Raw genomic sequence first — 18512 nt, 5'->3', positions numbered from 1 at the left:
TGACGCGGCACATCCCGGACGCACCTGGTGCGTCCGGGTTTTTTGTTGCTCGATCAAGCGTCACGACCTGGGTCACAACCACTTCGGCAAGTAGATGGTGTCCCGCGTCCTGTCCGCGACCGCCGAAAAAGGGCCTGGTGGCGGAACCGGTGGTGCCGAACGAGCAGGAGGCGGCGGGATTCGACACCCCCGATCCGGCCCGGACCCACCGCGTCAGTTGGTCACAGGCGGGTGCCCAGTCCCGAAGATCCGGTCGATACATGACCATGCAACCTCTTCCTCGACTCCACCTCTGCACATAGGGAGTTACCCCTCTCAATCTATTTGCACGTACAAGCAACATCTTGATAGAGTCACTCTGGCGGCTATCGGAAACAGCACTCCCCGTACGTCCTCCGAGCCGCTCGGGCACACCACACGCCCGATGCCGCGTGCGGCAGCGACGCGACCGAGCAAGGCACCACCGCCAGAAGGGACTTGACGCACCACCGCTTACGGCGCCGACAGGCCGCCGCCGCCATGAACCGCGCCGCGCGAAACCCCGCGGGCACCGCCCGTCATCGACCGTAAGGACCACTCATGCACTGGCTCTACCTCGCCATCGCCGTCATCTTCGAGGTCGCCGTCGCCATCGCGGCCGGCAAGGCCGAAGGCTTCACCAACCGCAAGTGGACTGCCACGACGCTGATCAGCGGCGCCATCGCGACCTTCTTCCTCAGCAAGGCGCTGCTGACCTTCGATGTCGGTGTCGGCTACGCCCTCTGGACGTCCGTCGCCGGTGTCGGCATCACCGTTCTCGGAGTTCTGCTCTTCGGCCAGCGCCTGGACTGGCGCAAGGGACTCGGGATCGTCGTCGTCATCGCCGGGGTCGTCGGCCTCCAGCTCAGCGGCGCCGCCTGAGCGAACCGCCGCCACCCGACTTCTTCTCCCCGAAGGGACTCACGCACATGTCCGACAACAGCACTCCCACCCCGGCTCGCTCCTGGCTCATGCTCCTGCTCGCCGGCGGATTCGAAATCGGCTACGCGCTCGCCGTGGGCGGCAGCCAGGGCTTCACCATCCTGCCGTGGTCACTGGTCGCCGTCGTGTTCTTCCTTCTGACGCTGTACGCGCTGAGCGCCGCACTCCGCACGATCGACGTCGGCATCGGCTATGCCGTCTGGGCCGGCATCGGCGCAGTCGGGGCGGCGCTGTTCGGTCCCCTCTTCTTCGACGAAACGCTGACCCCGGCCAAAGCCCTGTGGTTGGCGGTCATCATCTCCGGCGTGGTCTGGCTCAAGCTCAGTGACAGGCAGAAGGGCGCTCCGACGACCGTCGACGCTTCGCGGGGCAGCGGCCAGGAGGTCACAGGCAGGACGCGGGACACCCAGACAGTGTGACGCCGATGCCGGATCGTCGGCCGCGCGCCTGTCCCGGAACTGCGCTGAAGCTAAGGCGTGTCCCGGCCGAGCCTCGGATCTGCCGCGAAAGGGGCCTGAGGACCAGTGGGTTCGCTGGTCAAAGGCCGTGGGCGGCAGACGAGTCGGGCTCTACGCCGGATTCTGTCGCCCGGTCGCCTCGCGGCGGCCGGGGAGACGGCCATCCATCTAGGACCGACGTTGCCGTCGGCCTCTTGCGGTCTACCCGCGGACTCGGGCGGGCAGCCCTCGAACGTCCGCGCAGGGCCGTCTCGCGACGGCCCCTCTTGACCTTGCTCCAAGTGGGGTTTACCTAGCCGCCTGAGTCACCTCAGGCGCTGGTGGTCTCTTACACCACCGTTTCACCCTTACCGGGGGCCGAAGCCCCCGGCGGTCTGTTTTCTGTGGCACTGTCCCGCGGGTCACCCCGGGTGGGCGTTACCCACCACCTTGCCCTGTGGAGTCCGGACGTTCCTCGGGAAGACCCTTGAGGATCCTCACGCGGCCGTCCGCCCGGCTCGTCTGCCGTGATCGTCATGATACCCGCCCGGCAGTGCCCGCCCGGCCGGGCGATCGTCCTTGACCTTGTCGCAGCGTCAGGGTTTCTACTGGGCTCATGCGAATCGGAGAGATCGCCGCCCTCGTGGGGGTCACCTCGCGGGCGGTGCGGCACTACCACCACCTGGGGCTGCTGCCCGAGCCCGAGCGGCGGTCCAACGGATACCGCGTCTACACCGTGCGCGACGCCGTCCTCCTCGCCCGGATCCGGCGGCTCTCGGAGCTGGGGCTCAGTCTGGACGAGGTACGGGACGTGCTCGCCGACGACGCCGGGCGGGAGCTGGCCGAAGTGCTCGGTGAGCTGGACGCCGATCTGGCGCGGCAGGAGGAGGAGATCCGGGCCAGACGGCGCAGGCTCGCCGAGCTGATGGCGGGGACGCTGCCTCCCGAGGGGCCGGTGTCGCCCGCGCTGGCGCGGTTGCTGGGGGCCATGCCGCGGACCACCTCGGCGATGGCGGCCAAGGACCGCGAACTCCTCACGCTGCTCGACACCGTGGGCGGCGACGAGTCCGTCTACGACGCCCTGCACCCCCTGGCACACGACCCGGACGTCCTCGCGCTCTACCACCGCCTCGACGCGCTCACCGACGCGGCGACGGACGACCCGCGCGTCGGACCGCTCGCCGCCGCGCTGACGGCCGCCATCCCGGACGAGGTGCTGGCCGCGATGTCGGCGGCGGACGGCCCCGTGCTGGAGGGGTTCGGCGACGCGTTCCTCGCGGACTTCACCCCCGCCCAGGGCGAGGTGGCGCGACTGGTGGCACAGGCGCTCGCGAAGCGGATCGACGGAATGGACGGGACCGACGGGGAGGGAGCGGGATGAACAAGGTCCTGTGGGTGCTGGTGCCCGCCGAGATCACACTGGTCGTGTGTCTGCTGGCGGGCGTCGCCGTCCCGGCGCCGGTGATCTGGGCCGCCGAGACCGTCGTGCTCACGATGGTGGCGGTCGAGGCCGTTCTCGTACGCCGGCACTACAGGGCGGCGCGCCTGGCCGGAGCCGAGCGCCGGGCCGCCCTCGCGCGGGCCGTGGAGGCCGCCGTACCGCCCACCGTGCGCCGGCTGCTCGTCAACGAGATGCGGGGCATGACCAGTCTCGTACGGTGGGTGGCCCGGCGTACCCACGGCGTACGCGAGGGCGATCTCGCCGCCGCGTACACCGGTCCGCAGACGGCGATGATGTACGGCTTCCTCTTCGTGTCCGTGGTCGAGACGGTGGCGCTGGCGGTGCTCATCCCGTGGCCGCTGGTGCACATGATCATGCTGGTGCTGGATGTGTACGGCGTGCTGATGATGCTCGCGCTGCACGCGGCCTGCGTCACCCGGCCGCATGTCGTGGGCGCCGACGGGTCGCTGCGGGTGCGCTGGGGCGCGCTGTTCGACATGCCGATAGAGAGCGGTCAGATCACCTCCGTACGCGTCGAACGCCGCTACCCGGAAGGGTCGTTGGTCAAGATCGACGAGCCCGGCGGAACGCTCGATCTGATCGTGGGCGGCCAGACGACGGTACGGGTCGACCTGGCCGAGCCGGTCGGCTTCGTACGTCCCATGGGCGGACGCGGCACGGCGACGGCGGTCCGATTCCACGCGGACGACCCGGCGGCGCTCGTGGCCCGGCTCACGAAGGACGGGATCGCGCGCGGCGTCGCTTAACCTGGCGGCCGGGGGCCGCACCCCCGCGTCCGTACGTCCTTGAGGAGAACCACCGTGCTCGTGCTGCTGCCACCGTCGGAAGGCAAGGCCGCTTCCGGCCGCGGGGCTCCGCTGAAGCCGGAGTCGCTGTCACTGCCCGAACTGGCCGAGGCGCGGGCCGCCGTGCTGGACGAGCTGGTCGAGCTGTGCGCCGCCGACGAGGAGAAGGCCGCGGAGGTCCTGGGGCTGAGTGAGGGCCTGCGCGGCGAGATCGCGAAGAACGTGGAGCTGCGCACCGCGGGCACACGTCCGGCCGGGGACATCTACACCGGTGTGCTGTACGACGCGCTCGACCTCGCCACGCTGGACACCGCCGCGCGGCGGCGGGCCGGGAAGGCGCTGCTGGTCTTCTCCGGGCTGTGGGGCGCGGTGCGGATCGGCGACCGGATTCCGTCCTACCGCTGCTCGATGGGCGTGAAGCTGCCGGGTATCGGCGCGCTGGGCGCCCACTGGCGGCGGGCGACGGCCCCGGTGCTGCCCGAGGTGGCCGGGGCCGGGCTCGTACTGGACCTGCGTTCGTCGTCGTACGCGCCGGCCTGGAAGCCGATGGGTGATGTCGCCGCCCGTACGGCGACGGTGCGCGTCCTGCACGCGCAGTTCGTGGACGGCGTGGAGAAGCGTTCGGTGGTCAGCCACTTCAACAAGGCCACGAAGGGGCGGCTGGTCCGGGATCTGCTCATGGCGGGTGCGAAGCCGCGGAAGCCGGAGCAACTGGTGGAGATGTTGCGCGAGTTGGGGTACGTGGTGGAGGTGGCGGCGCCCGGCGGGGCGGGGCGGTCGTGGGCGCTGGACGTGGTGGTGCGGGAGATCCACTGAGAGGTGCCGCCGGGCATCCGTTGCGCAGGGCGCAACGCTCGTTGCGCGGAGCGTGGGCGGCGCGGCAGGATGGCGGCATGACCTCCGTGCTGGACCTCGCCCCCGTTGTCCCTGTCGTCGTCGTGGACGACGTCGCCGACGCCGTACCGCTGGCCCGCGCCCTCGTGGCGGGCGGACTGCCCGCGATCGAGGTAACGCTGCGCACCCCGGTCGCGCTGGAGGCGATCCGGGCGATCTCCACTCTGGTGCCGCACGCCGTGGTCGGCGCCGGGACGGTCATCTCGGCGCGGTCGGTGACCGACGCGGTGACCGCCGGGGCGCGCTTCCTGGTCAGCCCCGGCTGGACGGACACCCTGCTGGAGGCGATGGTGGCGTCCGGGCTGCCGTTCCTGCCGGGTGTCTCGACGACGTCGGAGGTCGTGGCGCTGCTGGAGCGCGGGCTGACGGAGATGAAGTTCTTCCCGGCTGAGGCGGCGGGCGGTACGGCGTATCTCAAGGCGCTGTCGGGGCCGTTGCCGCAGGCGCGGTTCTGCCCGACGGGTGGGATCTCCCTGGCGTCGGCCGGGTCGTATCTGGCGCTGGGCAACGTGGGCTGTGTGGGCGGCTCCTGGATGCTGCCGGCCGACGCGATCGCCGCGAAGGACTGGGGCCGGGTGGAGAAGTTGGCCCGCGAGGCGGCGGCCTTGCGCTGACGGGCGGCCCGGCAAGGCATGGGCCCCGTCGCGGCCGGTGCTGTCCTCAATCGCCGGACGAACGTGATGAGCCCGGCCGGCCACTGAGCACGCCCCCGCCCCTGGACAGCAGCGCGAGCGCCTCCGTCAGCAGCTCACCCCGGTCCGCCGCGCCGCCTACCCGCAGCCACTCCCGTGACGCCGCGTCCAGCGCGGACGCCGCCGCCGCCGTCAGGACATCCGAGGCGAACGGGTCGAGCGACACACCCGGCCGCTGCCTCAGCGCGTCACTCACCTCGCGGCGCAACTCGTCGCGTTTCTTGTGCAGTCGGGCCCGCAGGGACGGGGTCGACTCGATCAGCGCGAGCCCCGCCAGCTCCCCCTCCGCCGCGTGGATGTCCCCCTGCCACTCGCGCAGCGCCGCGCACAGCGACTCCCAGGGCGATTCGTCGCGGGGACGCGCCCGTACGGCGTCGGCCACCCGGGCGGCGGTGGCGTCCACGCCGCCGAACACCACGTCCTCCTTGGACGGGAAGTAGCGGAAGAAGCTGCGCTTGGACAGGCCCGCCGCGCGGGCGATGTCGTCCACCGTCGTCTCGTCGTAGCCGCGCTCGACGAACATCCCCAGGGCCAGCTCGGTCAACTCCGCCTGCATCGCGCGCCTGGCGCGCGCCCGCAGTCCGCCGTCGTTCTCGCCACTCGCGCCCGCACTACCACTCGCACTCGCACTCGCACTCGCACTCGCACTCATGCACCCGAGTCTACTTTGCATCACCGGCTGCCTATAATGTCACCAGGTGACACGACATGAATGCGACGGGAGAGGCAGCCATGACGCCCACCACGACCACGGCCACGACCATGCTCGGCAGGACGGTCCTGGTCACCGGGAGCACCGGTGGCATCGGCAAGGAGACCGCGCGCGGTCTGGCGAGACTCGGCGCACGCGTCGTACTCGTCGGCCGCGACCCCGCACGTGCCCAATCGGCGGCGGCGGAGATCAACCACGACATCGGCACCGACCGCGCGGAGTCGGTCGCGGTGGATCTGACCGTACGGCGGGGCCTGCGCCAACTGGTGGACACCGTCGCCGAACGGCACACCAGCCTGGACGTCCTGATCAACAACTTCGGCATGAATCCAGCGGCGCGCCAACTCACTTCGGACGGCGTCGAGTTGGCCTTCGCCGCGAACGTACTCGCGCCGTACACCCTCACCCTGCTCCTCGAACCCCTGCTGCGCGCGGCGCCCTCGGCCCGCGTCGTCAACATCACCGGCGGCATCCCCGGCGGACCGGTCGACCCGGACAACCTCCAGGCCGAGAAGGGTTACGTCGGCTGGACGTTCAGCCAGTACAACCACACCAAGGCGGCCTTGATGGCGGTCAGTTACGACCTGGCGCGACGCCTGACGGGGAACACGGAAGGCACAGCCCCCGGCGTCACCCTCAACGTGGCCTATCCGGGGCACGCGTACACACCGGGCAACAGGGCCATGGCGCCCAGCGCCTTCCCCCTGGTGTACCGGCCGCTCGCGCCCCTGCTGCGGGTGCTCGGCCCCGTACTGCTGTCCGACCTGGCCAAGCCCGCCCGGTCCAGCATCCTTCTGGCGGCCGGCCCCGAGGTCGAGGGGGTGACCGGTGCCTACTTCAACACCAAGGGGAAGCGGGTGCCCTGGCCCGCCTTCGTGCGCGACGAGCGGATACGCACGGCGGTGGGTGACCTGTGCGCGCGGCTCATGTGAAGGTCATGACCTGACTGTCCGTCAGCGGCCGGTATCCCAGCCGCCGGTAGAGCGCGTTGCTCGTCGGATTCGCCAAGTCCGTGAAAAGCACCACCTGTTCGGCCCCGGCCTGCCGCGCCGCCCCGCTGATCGCCGCAGTGACCGCGCCCCCGTAGCCGCGTCCGCGCAACCGCAACGGTGTGTAGACGGGTGCCACCCGCGCCTGGCCCGCGACGACCGGCGAGACCGACGCCATCGATACGGGAGCGCCCGCGACGTCCCACACCCAGAGCCGCCCCGCGGCGACGCGCTCCGCCGTGGCCCGCGCGTGGTCCCCGCCCGACTGGCCGGTGTCGGCGGCGAAGGCGCTCATCCACTCGGTGACGAGCGGCAGATCGCCGTGGGTGGCGAGCCGGGCCCGGCCGGCCGGGGCGGGGTCCGGCGGGGTGAGTTCGCCGAGGCGCAGCAGCCGTACCCGGTGCGAGACTTGCCAGCCGTCCGCCCGCCCGGTCCACTCGGCGGCGAACGCCCGCGCACTCGCGTTCTCGCCGTGCACGGAGTTCAACTCCGGGTCGACGGCGCGCAGTACGGGAACGAGTTCACGCGCCGCCCGGTCCGGCATCGGACCGAGCAGCGGGCGCAGGGGCGGCGTCTGGACGAAGCAGGCACGGACCGGGGCGCGGGCGTCCTCGGTCTCGGTCTCGCGCCAGTAGCCGAACCGCGCGGGAGGCGTGGCCCCGTTGGTACGCAGCGACTCGCTGATCGTCAGCAGCAGCGTCGAACGGGCGGGCTCCCGCGCGAGACACGCGTCGGCCGCCGTACGGAACTCCTCGACGTCCTCGGTCAGTTGCCAGCCCACCGGACCACTCCCCCGCTCACCCCGCTCACCCCGTCCGCTCAGCGCAGATGCGACGTGTCGTTCAGCAGACGCAACGACGCGTTGCCGTCCGCGTAGTAGGCGACCGCCGACAGCGACGCCGCCGACAGTTCCATCCGGAACAAGGACTCCGGCGGCGCGCCCAGCGCCAGTCTCACCAGGGTCTTCACCGGCGTCACATGCGTGACGACCAGCACCGTACGGCCCGCGTACCGCGCCAGCAGCGTGTCACGCGTGGCGGCGACGCGCCTCGCGACCGAGTCGAAGCTCTCGCCGCCGCCCGTGGGCGCCACGTCCGGCGAGGCCAGCCAGGCGCTCAGATCGTCCGCGTACCGCTCCCTGACCTCGGTGAACGTCAGCCCTTCCCAGGCGCCGAAGTCCGTCTCGCGCAGCCCGTCCTCGACGCTCACGTCCAGTCCGAGCCGGCCGGCGACGGCGCCCGCCGTCTCGCGGCAGCGCAGCAGCGGCGAGGAGACGACGGCCTGGATCGTGCCGCGCGCGGCGAGCGCCGTCGCGACGGCGTCCGCCTGCCGGCGGCCGACCGCCGACAGCTCCGGGTCGCCGCCACCGCTGCCCGAGAAGCGCTTCTCGGGGGTGAGGGCGGTCTCGCCGTGCCGCAGCAGGACGAACGTGGCGGGCGCGGCGAGGTCGGCGGCGCCCCAGCCGACGGGCGGCGCGGCCTGCTCGGGGACGGCGGCGGACAGCTCGTACGAGGCGGCCAGCGCCGCGCGCGCCTTGGCCGCGCCGGCCGCCGCGTCGCCGGGCGGCCCCTCGGGGGCGGGAGCGGCCGGGCGCGCTTTCGCGCTCAGCTCCGCCGTCGACCGCGACGGCTCCCACTGCTTGCCCTTCTTGCCCGCGTCCATCGCCTCGTTGGCGAGCCGGTCGGCGTGCTTGTTCTTCTCGCGCGGGATCCACTCGTAGCGGACCTGCCCGGTGGGCAGGATCCGGCCTGCCTCGGCGGCCAGCGGCTTCATGTCCGGGTGCTTGATCTTCCAGCGGCCCGACATCTGCTCCACGACGAGCTTGGAGTCCATGCGGACGTGTACGTCCGCGCCCGGGTCGAGCGCCTTCGCGGCCTTCAGCCCGGCGATCAGACCCTTGTACTCGGCGACGTTGTTCGTGGCGACGCCGATGTACTCGGCGGCCTCGGCCAGCGTCTCGCCGGTCACCGCGTCGATGACGACGGCGCCGTAACCCGCCGGGCCCGGGTTGCCCCGTGACCCGCCGTCCGCCTCGACGACGAATTTCGGCATCTACAGACCCGATTCGGCGGTACGGATGAGGATGCGGCGGCAGTTCTCGCACCGCAGCACGGTGCTGGGGCTCGCCGCCTTGACCTCGTTGACCTCGGTGATGTTCAGCTCCAGCCGGCAGCCCTCGCAGCGGCGCTGGTAGAGGCGCGCGGCGCCGACGCCGCCCTGCTGCACGCGCAGCTTCTCGTACAGCTTGAGGAGGTCGGCGGGGATCGTCGCCGAGACGCTCTCGCGCTCCTTGGTCGCCGTCGACTCCTCGGCGGCAAGCTTCTCGGCGGCGGCGTCGCGGCGCGCGACCGCGTCGTCCGACTTGGCCTGGACGGAGGAGACGCGTTCGGTCAGCTCGGCGGCGCGCTCCTGCGCGGCCTCGCGGCGCTCCATGACTTCGAGGACGACGTCCTCCAGGTCACCCTGGCGCTTGGCGAGCGAGACGATCTCGCGCTGAAGGCTTTCGAGGTCCTTCGGCGAGGTGACGGCGCCCGAGTCGAGGCGCTGCTGGTCGCGTACGGAGCGCTGGCGGACCTGGTCGACGTCCTGCTCCGCCTTCGTCTGCTCGCGCGCGGTGTCGCTCTCCTCGGTCTGCGAGGCGACCAGCAGGTCGCGCAGTTGCGTGAGGTCCTTGTTCAGAGACTCGATCTCGGCGTGCTCGGGCAGCGAGTCGCGCCGGTGGGCGATCTGCGTCAGCCGCAGATCGAGGGCCTGGACGTCGAGGAGTCGGATCTGGTCGGCGGGTTCGGCGTTCAGTTGGGGGCTCCTGAGGAATGGTGGGAGGACCAGGGGTCGGTGACCGTCTTCGAGACATGGACCCGCAGGTCCCAGCCGTGGCGGTCGGAGATCTCGTCGAGCTGGGTGGCCGCCAGTTCGCACCAGGGCCACTCGGTGGCCCAGTGCGCGGCGTCGACCAGCGCCAGCGGTGAGTGCTGCGTGGCCTCGGAGACCGGGTGGTGGCGCAGGTCGGCGGTGAGGAAGACGTCCACGCCCGCAGCCCGTACGTGGTCGAAGAGGCTGTCGCCGGATCCGCCGCTCACGGCGACGGTACGCACGACGGTGTCGGGGTCGCCGGCCACGCGGATGCCCTGCGCGGTGGCGGGCAGCCGGTGCGCGGCGCGTGCGGCGAAGTCGCGCAGGGTGGCGGGGCGGTCGAGTTCACAGATCCGGCCGAGACCCCGGCGGCCCGCCGGGTCGGTCGGGTCGGGCACGAGGGGCCGTACGACACGCAGGTCGAGCGCGCCGGCGAGGGCGTCGGAGACGCCCGGGTCGGCGCTGTCGGCGTTGGTGTGCGCGACGTGCAGGGCGATGTCGTGCTTGATGAGCGTGTGCACGACGCGGCCCTTGAAGGTGCCGGCAAAGACCGTCGTCGTCCCGCGCAGATAGAGCGGGTGGTGGGTGAGGATCAGGTCGGCGCCCAGCTCCAGGGCCTCGTCCACGACGGGCCGCACGGGGTCGACGGCGATCAGGACACGGGTCACCGGGGCGTCGGGATCGCCGCAGACGGTGCCGACGGCGTCCCACTGTTCGGCCCGCTCGGGCGGCCAGAGGGCGTCGAACTGGGCGAGGACTTCGGACAGGCGGGGCACGGGGCAAAGGCTACCTGCCGCTCATGGTGCTCCCACCATGGCCGGTCGGCCCCGGCGAAGGCCGTGCGCCCGCGCCCCAGCCCCCTGCCCCGCCCCGTGCCCCGCCCCGCGTCACTTCGCGAGATACCCGCGCAGGTCGTCCAGCACCAGCTCGGCCGCCGTGACGCCCAGGCCCAGGTACCAGGTCTCGTCCGGTACGTCGACGGCCTGGCCCGACTCGACGGCCTTGAGGTTCTTCCACAGCGGGTTCGAACGCGCGGTGTCCCGCTTGGTGGCCTTGGGGTCGCCGTACACACCGGTGAAGATCCAGTCGGCGTCCGCCTCGTCGATCTTCTCGGGGCTGACCTCGACGGCGAGATCGTTGATCTGCTGGTTCGCGGGGCGTGGCAGACCGGCGTCGTCGAGGATCGTGCCGACGAAGGACGCCTTGGCGTACAGACGGATCTTGCCCGGCATGTAGCGCACCATCGAGACGGTCGGCTTGTCGGCGCCGATGTCGGCGGACAGCGCCTTGGCCTTCGTGCCGTACGCGTTGAGCGCCTTCTCGGCCGCCGCGTCGCGGTCGAGCGCGGCGGCGTTGAGCCGGAAGTTCTCCTTCCAGGTGAAGCCGGGGCGGATGGAGAACACGGTGGGCGCGATCTTCGACAGCTCGTCGTACTTGTCGGCGGCACGGAGCTGGCTGCCGAGGATGAGATCGGGCTCGAGCGCCGCGATGGCCTCCAGGTTGAGCCCGTTGATGGTGCCGACGTTCTTCGGGCTGCCCGCGCCCTTCTTCAGATAGCCGGGTATGCCCTCGTCGCCCTCGGTGGGCGCGTAGCCGACGGGCTCGACACCGAGGGAGACGACGTTGTCGAACTCGCCGACGTCGAGGACGATGACGCGCTCGGGACGCGCCTCGAGGACGGTCTCGCCCATGGCGTGGGTGACGGTACGGGGGAACTCACCCGGCTTGGCGTCGGTGCCGTAGCCCGCGGTCTTGGTGGCCGCCTCGGCGAAGTCCTCACCACCCTGCGCGACGGCCTTCTTGTCGGCGCCGGCGCCGGGGGACGACTTCTGGTCCGATCCACCGTCGCTTCCACAGGCCGCGAGTGAGAGGGCGGCGGCGAGGGCCACCAGTGCGGCGGTGCCGCGACGTCGAACGGACATCTACGCTCCAAGCGTCTTACTTAGGGGTGCCTTACTTGCGATCCACAGGAAACTAACAGGTCAGGCCCGCGTCGCGACAACCGGTCCCTGCGCGTACCGGTCCCTGCGCGTACCGGGGGCGGGGCGGCGCGGAGCGCTCCGGACCCGCCCGCCGTCACGTCAACCGGAGAGAACATCGGTCCGCGTCTCGTGGCGTTCGGCGCGCGATCACACCCACGCGCCGGGGAGCAACGCCCGAACCGACCGGCAGCGGAGACGGAAGCGGCCCGCGTCGCCAAGTGGCCTGCTGGTGACGGCAGTCGCATGGTCGGCGTCTTGCGTCCGTCGTCGGTCCGTATGTGAGCGCGTCCGTCTCACAGCACCACGGCAGAAGGGCCCTGGCCCCTACTCTGGCTGTGACGTAGCTGCGCGAGGAGAGGCAAGGCCGTGATGTCTCCAGATGCCACCCCTGACCCCTACACCGACCCGTTGGTCTTCGGCCGGCGCCTTCAGATCCTGCGCACGCGTAAGGGCGTGACCCGTGACCAGCTCGGGGGGTTGCTCGGGCGCACCGGATCGTGGGTCAAGGGTGTGGAGAGCGGACGGCTCAAGACGCCCAAGCTCGCGGTGATTCTGCGGATCGCCGAGGTCCTGCGGGTGCGGGAACTGTCCGAGCTCACCGGGGACGAGAGCGTCCGGATAGATCTGTTCGCCGGTCCGGGGCACCCACGGCTCGCCGCCGTCAGGGCGGCCGTGGACGCGTACCCCTTCGCCGTGCCACAGGCGCAGGCACCGCCTACCGCGCACCTTCACGCACGGCTCGCCCGCGCGTGGGCGGCACGGCACTCGGCGCCCAACCACCGGGACGTGGTGGGGGCTCTGCTGCCCGACCTGATCCGGGACGCACAGTCGGGCGTCCGGCAGGCCGAGCGGGCAGTGGACCGGCGCGCGGCGCAGGCCGTGCTGTCCGAGGTCTACTCGCTGGCGCAGTTCTTCGTCGCGTACCAGCCGGACGCGCCCCTGTTGTGGCGGGTCGCCGAACGCGGCCTGGTCGCCGCGCAGGAGTCCGAGGATCCGCGCGCCATCGGCGTAGCCGCATGGCTCGCCGCACAGGCGCACCGGGACTCGGGTCCCGCGCACTTCGACGCGGCCGACGCGGTGAATCTGGAGAGTCTGCGGTATCTGCAACCCCTGCTGCCGGACGCACCGGACCCCGTGCTGGCCATCGCGGGAGCGCTCACCTTCGAAGCCGGATACACGGCCGCACGGCGGGGTGAGACGGGTACCGCATGGCGCTACTGGGACCAGGCACGGGACATGGCTGCGCGTCTGCCGGCCGACTACTTCGACCCGGTCACGTCCTTCTCCCAGTCGATCATGGGCGCCCACGCGGTGACTGTCGCCGTGGAACTTCACGCGGGGGGCGAGTCCGTACGGCAGGCTGCGGCGACCGACGCCGCGACCATTCCGTCCCGCCCGCGCAGGGCACGGCACCGTATCGAGGAAGCGCGCGGCTACCACCTCGACCGGCAGCCTGACGTCGCACTGGCCACACTCGACAAGGCGCACGAGGCGGCACCCGAGACGATCAAGTACAACGGCTACGCGAAGCGGATCGTGTTGGAGGAGGCGGAGTCGAAGAGCCCTGCCCGCAGGCGCCGTGCGTCCGCGCTCGCCGTGAAGATGGGTCTGCTCGCCGCGTGAGCGAGGGGGCACGATCTGTGCCTCCGTCAAGTCCTGGCGCTCCTAACGTCGTTGGCCCGAAGCCGCCGCGACAGCAGGAGTGATCGACGTGTACGACACCCACCTCGTCTCACGTGACCACGAGTCACGCACGCCTCTGCCACCCCCGCTCCAACCACCCCTCACCGGCAGTGAGCTGATGGTGGTGCATCGCGGGTTCTTCTGGGAGCGCGAGGTACCGCCGTGGGTGCCGAACACCTACGCCGTGCCGACGCCCGGGATCCTGCGGTCCGTCGAGGCCGCTCTCCGCCGGATGCCGACGTGACCGCCGGGACGTTCAGCCCGTACGACCAACTGGCCGCGCTGCGAGCCGTCGGCGAACAGGCGCTCACGGACTACGTGAACCACTCGCAGAGGTGCCCGCACTGCCGCACCCCCGGAGTGGTCTGCCTGACGGCCGAGAGCATCCGCGCCGCCTGGCTGGACTCCAAGCGCGCCGCCGACGCCTTCGCCTGGACCGGGTTCCTCTCCCATACCCAGAAGTGCGCCGTCTGCCGGGCCACCGGCACGCTTTGCGAGATCGCCACCGAGTGGAAGGAGACCGTCCGCGTGACGCAGAAAGCGGTGGAGGCAGTGGCGGCGGCGGACGGTTGAACGACCGTCACCCCGGCTGCTTGATGCTTTCGATGATCCGGGCGAAGCCCTCCTCGCCGTGGCCCGCGTCGATCTGGCGTTGGATCAGCCTCTGGACCATCGCGACCACCTCGGTGCTGATGCCCTGGTCCGAGCTGGCGGCCAGCAGGTCGTCCAGGCTGGAGAACTCAAGGCTCTGCTGCCCCTCGACGGTGTAGTCCCCGCCGTCGACGACCGCGGCGAGCCCCTGGAAGGCGCCGGTCATCGCCGTCAGCCACGGTGCGGCCCGCTGGGCGAACTCGCCCGCCGTCACGCCGGCCGGGGCGACCATCGCGGCGCCGTGCAGGAAGCCGGCGAACATGACGTACATGCCCGCGAGCAGGGCCAGGTCGTACAGGGACGCCAGCCCCGGGTCCTCGCCGAAGTACGTACTGGTTCCCCACACATCGAGCAGCGGCTTGTGCTGCTGGAAGACATCGGCCGAACCGCTGTAGAGGATCGAGGACTCAGGCCGGCCGATCATGGTCGGTACGGCCATGATGCCGCCGTCCAGATACGCGACCCCGGCACGGGCGGCCCAGTCGGCGAACTCCCGTGAATGCGCCGGTGATGTCGTCGTCACGTTGATCAACGTGCGTCCGGCCAGTTCGCCGGCGAGCGGGTCCAGCACCTCGTGGACCGACGCGTGGTCCAGCAGGCACGCGATCACCAGTGGGCTCGCCCGCACCGCGTCGCCGGCCGTGGCGGCGGCCTTCGCGCCCTGCGCGACGAGGTCGTCCGCCTTCCCCGCCGAGCGGTTCCAGACCGTTGTCGCGTACCCGGACTTCACGAGGGCGCTCGCGAGAGCGCCACCCATCGCGCCCAGCCCGAGAACGCTCACCTGAACTCCGCTGTTGTCTGTCACTTTCGGGTCCCTCTCCTGAAGTCCGCATGTCGTCGTCCCGCTGAATCCTCCTTGCCACCAGTGGAGTTGACCAGTACCGACTAATTTGTCAGGTACTCACTTGCGGGTAAGCACCCCGCCGCCGTGCACACCCGCCCCCTCCCCCACAGCCGAACCCTCGACCGGCCACCCGTACGTGTGAAGCGGGTGGTCACCTGTTGTTCGGCAGCGAGTGCGAACCTAGCGTCGTCGCCGGAGGTGACGGAGCGATGACAGCCTGTGTCATTGAGAGCGTGCAGAGCGGGCCGGGCGTGGACGGCGTCGCGGCGGACGGGGGCGTCCCGCGTGCGGGGCTCGTGGTCGCGGCGGACGGTTCGTACGCGGCTCGGCTGACCCTCGGGAACGGCCCTTCGCACGGTGCCGGGGCTGCGGCGTGGTTCCCCGAGCGGTGGACGCTCGACGGGCCCGAGCCGTACGCCGTACCGCTTCCGCTCGACCAGCCCGAGGAGCCCGACGCCGGTGTGCTGCCGCTGGTCGACGGGCGGGTGTTGATCCATCGGCGGGTGGCGGACCGGCAGGCGTTCTCGCTGCTGTATCCGACCGGGCCGAGGACCGGCGAGCTGCCGCTCGGCGCGGTCGAGTGCCCGGAGCTGACGCTCCTGCCGCCGTCGCCGGACGGCACGAGGGCCTACGCGCTGGCGCCCGGCGAACACGGCACGACCGTCTGGCTGGTGGCGGGCGGCGCCTTCGGCCCGGAGCCGGTCGCGACCGTGCGCGGGCGCTGCTCGGGCGGCGTCTGGCTCGACGGTACGGGGCGGCTGCTCGCCGTCGACCGCGAACTGGACGGCGTGGTCAAGGCCGTCGCCGTCGACCTGGAACGGGGCGGCGAGGTGAGCCCGTTGCTCCAGATCGCGGAGGGCAGCAACGACCGGCTGCTGCTGGCCGACGCCGACAGCGGTCTGCTGCTGATCCGTTCGGACGCGCCGGGCCACGACCGCCTCGGCTGGGGTGTGCTGGGCAGCGCGCGGCCGGTGCGCTTCCCGGAGTGTCTGCGGCCGGCCGGCCGGTCGGTCACGCCCTTCGCCGTCCAGCCGGGACAGGTGCTGATGCCGGAGAGCTGCGCGGTCGCGCTGCGCGTCGACGGGCCGGCTGGTACATGGGTGGGGACATGGCGCCCTTCGGGCCGGCGGCTGCACCAACACGCGGCGCCGGAGGGCTGGTTGGCCGGTACGGGACTGTGGTCGCGGGACGGGGTGCTCCAACTGCCGTACGCGACAGGCGCGATGCCGTGCGGCGTCGCCCAACTGGAGGTGCCGCGCGACGTCCCGCAGGACGTACCGATGGACACCTGGCACGCGGCGCCGCAGGACGTACGGCCCGAATTGCCCACAGAACCCGCACAAGTGGAAGCCGCAGGTGGGGATGGGTCCGTGCGGCGTCCAACTCGCCCCGTGTGCAAGCCCGTTCCGTTGCAGCAGGCGCCTCTCACCGGGCGTACGGCCGCCGGATAGGGCTGGTTAGTATTTTGCCGCGGGTCCGGTCGGTCGGTACGGGGACGGCCGACACCCGTGCGCAGAGCACATACGCAAGCGATAGCAGCGATTCATCGGGGTGACTTCCCACATGTCTGAAAGCCGAACAGACACGGCCAAGGACCGTCCGCACCAGGCGGCCGGCGACCGGGACGACACCGGCCACGGAAAACACCGGGGCGGGGCCGCCGCGACGGACGACTCGCAGTCGTCGGCCCACGGACGCCACCGCCGTCCCGGGGAGGACATCGAGATGGCCTGACTTCCTCCCTCCGAGCCGCCGGACGGGGCCCGGACAGCCCCTCCGGCGGCCGGGGCAGGACACCCGGGCAGGACACCGGGGCAGGACACCGGGGCAGGACATTTGTCCCGGCCGAGTCCGTACATCCGCATCTGCCGCGGCCCGCGAAGCCTCCGTAGCGTCGTCGGCATGACACATCTCGCAACCGAGCACGAGCCTGAGCCCGCGCCCGAGCACGCCGTACGCGTCGAAGGCGTCGTCAAGTCCTTCGGCGCCGTACGCGCGGTGGCCGGCGTCGATCTCGACATCGCACGCGGCGAGACCATCGCCCTCCTCGGCCGTAACGGCGCGGGTAAATCCACCACCATCAGCCTGCTGCTCGGCCTCGACGAGCCCGACAGCGGACGCGTCCGCCTCTTCGGCGACACCCCCGAGCGCGCGGTCGCCTCGGGGCGCGTCGGCGCGATGCTCCAGGAGGGCGGGCCGGTCCGCCGTACGACGGTGCGCGAGCTGGTGTCGTTCGTCGCGAGCACCTACCCGCGCCCGCTGCCCCTCGCCGAGGCCCTGGACCTCGCCGGGCTCACCGAACTCGCCGGGCGCCGCGTCGACAAGCTCTCCGGCGGCCAGTGGCAGCGCGTCCGCTTCGCGATCGCCCTCGCCGGCAGCCCCGAACTGATCGTCCTGGACGAGCCGACGGCCGCGCTCGACGTCGAGGCCAGACGCGCGTTCTGGACGTCCATGCGGGCCTACGCCCGCCGGGGCAACACCGTGGTGTTCTCCACGCACTACATGCAGGAGGCGGACGACAACGCCGACCGGATCGTCGTCATCGACCACGGCCGTATCGTCGCGGACGGCAGCGGCGAACGGATCAAGCGCGCGGTCGGCGGCCATCTCGTCGCCTTCGACCTCGCGGGGCGCGGCACGCGAGGGCTCGGCACGCTGCCGGGCGTCGTGTCGGTGGAGATACGGGGCGACCGGGCCCACCTGCGTACGGACGACTCCGACGCGACCGTCATGGCGCTGTTCGGCCTCGGCAGGGTCAGCGGCCTGGAGGTCGCCCCCGCCACGCTGGAGGACGCCTTCCTCGCGCTCACCGGTACGCGGGAGATGGTGTGATGCTGAACTACGTCAGGCTCGAAGTACGGCGCACACTGCGCGAACCCGGCTTCGTGATCTTCAGCGCCGGGATGCCCGTGGTGATGTATCTGCTGTTCACCAACCTCGGCGCCGCCGACGACGGCGGCGGCAGCGCCTGGAAGACGACCGCCATGGTCGGCATGGCCGCCTACGGCGCGCTCGGCGCCGCCGTCAGCGTCGGCACGGGCATCGCCGAGGACCGTTCGCTGGGCTGGCTGCGCCAGTTGCGCATCACCCCCATGCCGCCCCGCCAGGTGGTACTCGGCCGCGCCGTCGCCGGCTCGGTGACCGTCCTGCCCGCGATCCTGACGGTCCTCACGGCCGGTGCCGTGTCCAACGGCGTACGGCTCGACGCGTGGCAGTGGGCCGTGCTGGTCCTGCTGCTGTGGGCGGGCACGCTGCCGTTCACGCTGCTCGGGATCGGCAACGGCTACCGGCTCTCCCCGCAGACCGCCGGAGTGATCAACACGGGCGCCCTGATGGGGCTGGCGGTGGTCGGCGGGCTCTGGTTCCCGATCGAGGCGTTCCCCGGCTGGCTGCGGACCGCCGCCGAGTACACACCCGCGCACGGCTTCGCCGAACTCGGCTGGGCCACGACGGACGGCCGCGCTCCCGGACTCGGGGCGGTCGCGGTGCTCGTCGGCTGGCTGACGGTGTTCGGTACGTACGCTGTGCTGTCCTACCGCACGTCTGCGAGGACGGTATGACCGAGGAC

The 18512-nt window shown here is 71.6% G+C and carries 21 protein-coding genes and 1 other RNA gene; 14 read left to right on the top strand and 8 right to left on the bottom strand.

All coding sequences use genetic code 11. The features are described 5' to 3' along the window. The first annotated feature begins 579 nt into the window (after positions 1-579). Positions 580-900, top strand: coding sequence for a DMT family transporter (locus tag OG329_RS31455; RefSeq protein WP_405799768.1), 321 nt, complete (start codon positions 580-582; stop codon positions 898-900). A 47-nt stretch (positions 901-947) separates the two neighbouring features. Beyond that, positions 948-1379, top strand: a complete 432-nt coding sequence (locus OG329_RS31450) for a DMT family transporter (protein WP_405799767.1) — start codon at positions 948-950, stop codon at positions 1377-1379. A 135-nt stretch (positions 1380-1514) separates the two neighbouring features. Here the strand turns inward: OG329_RS31450 and rnpB are convergent. Beyond that, positions 1515-1918, bottom strand: an RNA gene (rnpB, locus tag OG329_RS31445) — RNase P RNA component class A. A gap of 95 nt (positions 1919-2013) precedes the next feature. Here rnpB and OG329_RS31440 point away from each other — a divergent pair. The 4 genes from OG329_RS31440 (at position 2014) to eda (ending at position 5152) form a co-directional block, all read left to right on the top strand. After that, positions 2014-2778 carry a MerR family transcriptional regulator gene (locus OG329_RS31440; protein WP_405799766.1) on the top strand — a complete coding sequence of 255 codons (765 nt, stop codon included), beginning with the start codon at positions 2014-2016 and terminating at the stop codon, positions 2776-2778. After that, positions 2775-3605: a hypothetical protein gene (locus OG329_RS31435; protein ID WP_405799765.1), complete on the top strand. Its 831-nt coding sequence runs from the start codon at positions 2775-2777 to the stop codon at positions 3603-3605. Before OG329_RS31440 ends, OG329_RS31435 begins: the two co-directional genes overlap by 4 nt. Before the next feature lie 54 nt (positions 3606-3659). Next, the gene (yaaA, locus tag OG329_RS31430; protein ID WP_405799764.1) at positions 3660-4460 is read left to right on the top strand and encodes a peroxide stress protein YaaA; all 801 of its coding nucleotides are present in this window, start codon (positions 3660-3662) and stop codon (positions 4458-4460) included. A gap of 77 nt (positions 4461-4537) precedes the next feature. Next, positions 4538-5152, top strand: coding sequence for a bifunctional 4-hydroxy-2-oxoglutarate aldolase/2-dehydro-3-deoxy-phosphogluconate aldolase (gene eda, locus OG329_RS31425; protein ID WP_405799763.1), 615 nt, complete (start codon positions 4538-4540; stop codon positions 5150-5152). 46 nt (positions 5153-5198) lie between these two features. Here eda and OG329_RS31420 read toward each other — a convergent pair whose 3' ends face one another. Further along, complete coding sequence (locus tag OG329_RS31420; protein ID WP_405799762.1) at positions 5199-5882, bottom strand: TetR family transcriptional regulator; 684 nt, start codon at positions 5880-5882, stop codon at positions 5199-5201. A gap of 56 nt (positions 5883-5938) precedes the next feature. On the opposite strand from OG329_RS31420, the gene OG329_RS31415 reads away from it, so the two are divergent. Next, positions 5939-6874 (top strand): SDR family NAD(P)-dependent oxidoreductase, encoded by a 936-nt coding sequence (locus OG329_RS31415; RefSeq protein ID WP_405799761.1) that lies wholly within the window; start codon positions 5939-5941, stop codon positions 6872-6874. On the opposite strand, the gene OG329_RS31410 is transcribed toward OG329_RS31415, so the two are convergent. From OG329_RS31410 to OG329_RS31390, 5 genes are all read right to left on the bottom strand, one after another. Next, positions 6867-7712, bottom strand: a complete 846-nt coding sequence (locus OG329_RS31410) for a GNAT family N-acetyltransferase (protein ID WP_405799760.1) — start codon at positions 7710-7712, stop codon at positions 6867-6869. The two genes, OG329_RS31415 and OG329_RS31410, sit on opposite strands and share 8 nt — an antisense overlap. Before the next feature lie 38 nt (positions 7713-7750). Then, positions 7751-8983: a bifunctional RNase H/acid phosphatase gene (locus tag OG329_RS31405; RefSeq protein ID WP_405799759.1), complete on the bottom strand. Its 1233-nt coding sequence runs from the start codon at positions 8981-8983 to the stop codon at positions 7751-7753. Next, entirely contained in the window at positions 8984-9727 is a 744-nt protein-coding gene (locus OG329_RS31400; protein WP_405802119.1) for a zinc ribbon domain-containing protein, read from the bottom strand. Then, positions 9724-10560 carry a Nif3-like dinuclear metal center hexameric protein gene (locus tag OG329_RS31395; protein WP_405799758.1) on the bottom strand — a complete coding sequence of 279 codons (837 nt, stop codon included), beginning with the start codon at positions 10558-10560 and terminating at the stop codon, positions 9724-9726. Before OG329_RS31395 ends, OG329_RS31400 begins: the two co-directional genes overlap by 4 nt. 111 nt (positions 10561-10671) lie before the next feature. Then, the gene (locus OG329_RS31390; protein ID WP_405799757.1) at positions 10672-11706 is read right to left on the bottom strand and encodes an ABC transporter substrate-binding protein; all 1035 of its coding nucleotides are present in this window, start codon (positions 11704-11706) and stop codon (positions 10672-10674) included. A gap of 429 nt (positions 11707-12135) precedes the next feature. On the opposite strand from OG329_RS31390, the gene OG329_RS31385 reads away from it, so the two are divergent. The 3 genes from OG329_RS31385 to OG329_RS31375 all read left to right on the top strand — a co-directional run bounded on the left by OG329_RS31385 (position 12136) and on the right by OG329_RS31375 (position 14022). Continuing rightward, a complete protein-coding gene (locus tag OG329_RS31385) occupies positions 12136-13389 on the top strand; it encodes a helix-turn-helix domain-containing protein (protein WP_405802118.1) in 1254 nt (417 codons plus the stop codon). An 88-nt stretch (positions 13390-13477) separates the two neighbouring features. Further along, on the top strand, positions 13478-13693 hold the full coding sequence (locus OG329_RS31380; protein ID WP_405799756.1) for a hypothetical protein: 216 nt from the start codon (positions 13478-13480) through the stop codon (positions 13691-13693). After that, a complete protein-coding gene (locus OG329_RS31375) occupies positions 13690-14022 on the top strand; it encodes a hypothetical protein (RefSeq protein ID WP_405799755.1) in 333 nt (110 codons plus the stop codon). The genes OG329_RS31380 and OG329_RS31375 overlap by 4 nt, the downstream gene beginning before the upstream one ends. A gap of 7 nt (positions 14023-14029) precedes the next feature. Here OG329_RS31375 and OG329_RS31370 read toward each other — a convergent pair whose 3' ends face one another. After that, positions 14030-14905, bottom strand: coding sequence for an NAD(P)-dependent oxidoreductase (locus OG329_RS31370; RefSeq protein ID WP_405799754.1), 876 nt, complete (start codon positions 14903-14905; stop codon positions 14030-14032). A gap of 248 nt (positions 14906-15153) precedes the next feature. On the opposite strand from OG329_RS31370, the gene OG329_RS31365 reads away from it, so the two are divergent. The 4 genes from OG329_RS31365 (at position 15154) to OG329_RS31350 (ending at position 18504) form a co-directional block, all read left to right on the top strand. Continuing rightward, positions 15154-16395 (top strand): hypothetical protein, encoded by a 1242-nt coding sequence (locus OG329_RS31365; RefSeq protein ID WP_405799753.1) that lies wholly within the window; start codon positions 15154-15156, stop codon positions 16393-16395. Between the two features lie 112 nt (positions 16396-16507). Further along, positions 16508-16678, top strand: coding sequence for a hypothetical protein (locus OG329_RS31360; RefSeq protein WP_405799752.1), 171 nt, complete (start codon positions 16508-16510; stop codon positions 16676-16678). 168 nt (positions 16679-16846) lie between these two features. Next, positions 16847-17776 (top strand): ABC transporter ATP-binding protein, encoded by a 930-nt coding sequence (locus OG329_RS31355; RefSeq protein ID WP_405799751.1) that lies wholly within the window; start codon positions 16847-16849, stop codon positions 17774-17776. Then, positions 17776-18504 carry an ABC transporter permease gene (locus OG329_RS31350; RefSeq protein WP_405799750.1) on the top strand — a complete coding sequence of 243 codons (729 nt, stop codon included), beginning with the start codon at positions 17776-17778 and terminating at the stop codon, positions 18502-18504. The genes OG329_RS31355 and OG329_RS31350 overlap by 1 nt, the downstream gene beginning before the upstream one ends. Positions 18505-18512 lie beyond the last annotated feature (8 nt).

Origin of the sequence: Streptomyces sp. NBC_01506, assembly GCF_045040295.1 — a bacterium.
Taxonomy (GTDB): domain Bacteria; phylum Actinomycetota; class Actinomycetes; order Streptomycetales; family Streptomycetaceae; genus Streptomyces.
Note: the sequence above shows the minus strand (reverse complement) of the source record. Positions and strands in the feature narration are given on the sequence as shown.

What these genes read in the sequence shown, in the direction of transcription:
- OG329_RS31455 (WP_405799768.1), top strand. Translation starts at nt 580, where the DNA reads ATGCACTGGCTCTACCTCGCCATCGCCGTCATCTTCGAGGTCGCCGTC.
- OG329_RS31450 (WP_405799767.1), top strand. Translation starts at nt 948, where the DNA reads ATGTCCGACAACAGCACTCCCACCCCGGCTCGCTCCTGGCTCATGCTC.
- OG329_RS31440 (WP_405799766.1), top strand. Translation starts at nt 2,014, where the DNA reads ATGCGAATCGGAGAGATCGCCGCCCTCGTGGGGGTCACCTCGCGGGCG.
- OG329_RS31435 (WP_405799765.1), top strand. Translation starts at nt 2,775, where the DNA reads ATGAACAAGGTCCTGTGGGTGCTGGTGCCCGCCGAGATCACACTGGTC.
- eda (WP_405799763.1), top strand. Translation starts at nt 4,538, where the DNA reads ATGACCTCCGTGCTGGACCTCGCCCCCGTTGTCCCTGTCGTCGTCGTG.
- OG329_RS31420 (WP_405799762.1), bottom strand. Translation starts at nt 5,882, where the DNA reads ATGAGTGCGAGTGCGAGTGCGAGTGCGAGTGCGAGTGGTAGTGCGGGC.
- OG329_RS31415 (WP_405799761.1), top strand. Translation starts at nt 5,939, where the DNA reads ATGAATGCGACGGGAGAGGCAGCCATGACGCCCACCACGACCACGGCC.
- OG329_RS31405 (WP_405799759.1), bottom strand. Translation starts at nt 8,983, where the DNA reads ATGCCGAAATTCGTCGTCGAGGCGGACGGCGGGTCACGGGGCAACCCG.
- OG329_RS31390 (WP_405799757.1), bottom strand. Translation starts at nt 11,706, where the DNA reads ATGTCCGTTCGACGTCGCGGCACCGCCGCACTGGTGGCCCTCGCCGCC.
- OG329_RS31385 (WP_405802118.1), top strand. Translation starts at nt 12,136, where the DNA reads ATGTCTCCAGATGCCACCCCTGACCCCTACACCGACCCGTTGGTCTTC.
- OG329_RS31365 (WP_405799753.1), top strand. Translation starts at nt 15,154, where the DNA reads ATGACAGCCTGTGTCATTGAGAGCGTGCAGAGCGGGCCGGGCGTGGAC.
- OG329_RS31360 (WP_405799752.1), top strand. Translation starts at nt 16,508, where the DNA reads ATGTCTGAAAGCCGAACAGACACGGCCAAGGACCGTCCGCACCAGGCG.
- OG329_RS31355 (WP_405799751.1), top strand. Translation starts at nt 16,847, where the DNA reads ATGACACATCTCGCAACCGAGCACGAGCCTGAGCCCGCGCCCGAGCAC.
- OG329_RS31350 (WP_405799750.1), top strand. Translation starts at nt 17,776, where the DNA reads ATGCTGAACTACGTCAGGCTCGAAGTACGGCGCACACTGCGCGAACCC.